This window comes from Priestia sp. SIMBA_032, from assembly GCF_046535215.1.
Classification (GTDB): domain Bacteria; phylum Bacillota; class Bacilli; order Bacillales; family Bacillaceae_H; genus Priestia; species Priestia aryabhattai.
On sequence record NZ_JAWRXD010000240.1, the window covers coordinates 1 to 362 of the forward strand.

Consider the following 362-nt stretch of genomic DNA (forward strand, 5'->3'; position numbering starts at 1 on the left):
GGTCATCGACCTGATGGATGCACTGCGCGCAAGCCTGAAGGGTGGAAAGCCTAAGGCGGCCACCGTGGCTACACCCGCCGCACCGAAGCGCAGGAGCGCAGAGCCTGTCACCGAGCTTCCCGTGGCGCCGCGCACGCGCAAACCGGCGAGCCGTGCAGCGAAAGCGCCGGCTGAAGCACCGGGGAAGGTCCGGGCGCGGAAGTGACGTCGGAAGTGATGGCAGAAGTGACCTCAGGCGCCCCGGCACGCGAGGTGTCAATGCGCGAGCTGCAAGGCATGCTCAGTGTGTCGCGCAGCGTGCTCTCGAATCTGGTTGCCGCGGGTTTCGTGACCCCAACGCGCGGACCGCGTAACGCCTGGCG

Annotated in this window: 1 protein-coding gene; it reads left to right on the forward strand. The window is 68.0% G+C overall.

The window, feature by feature from the left end:
- A partial coding sequence (locus SB717_RS34180; RefSeq protein ID WP_410907272.1) for a hypothetical protein occupies nucleotides 1–205 on the forward strand: 205 nt, incomplete at its 5' end.
- Nucleotides 206–362 lie beyond the last annotated feature (157 nt).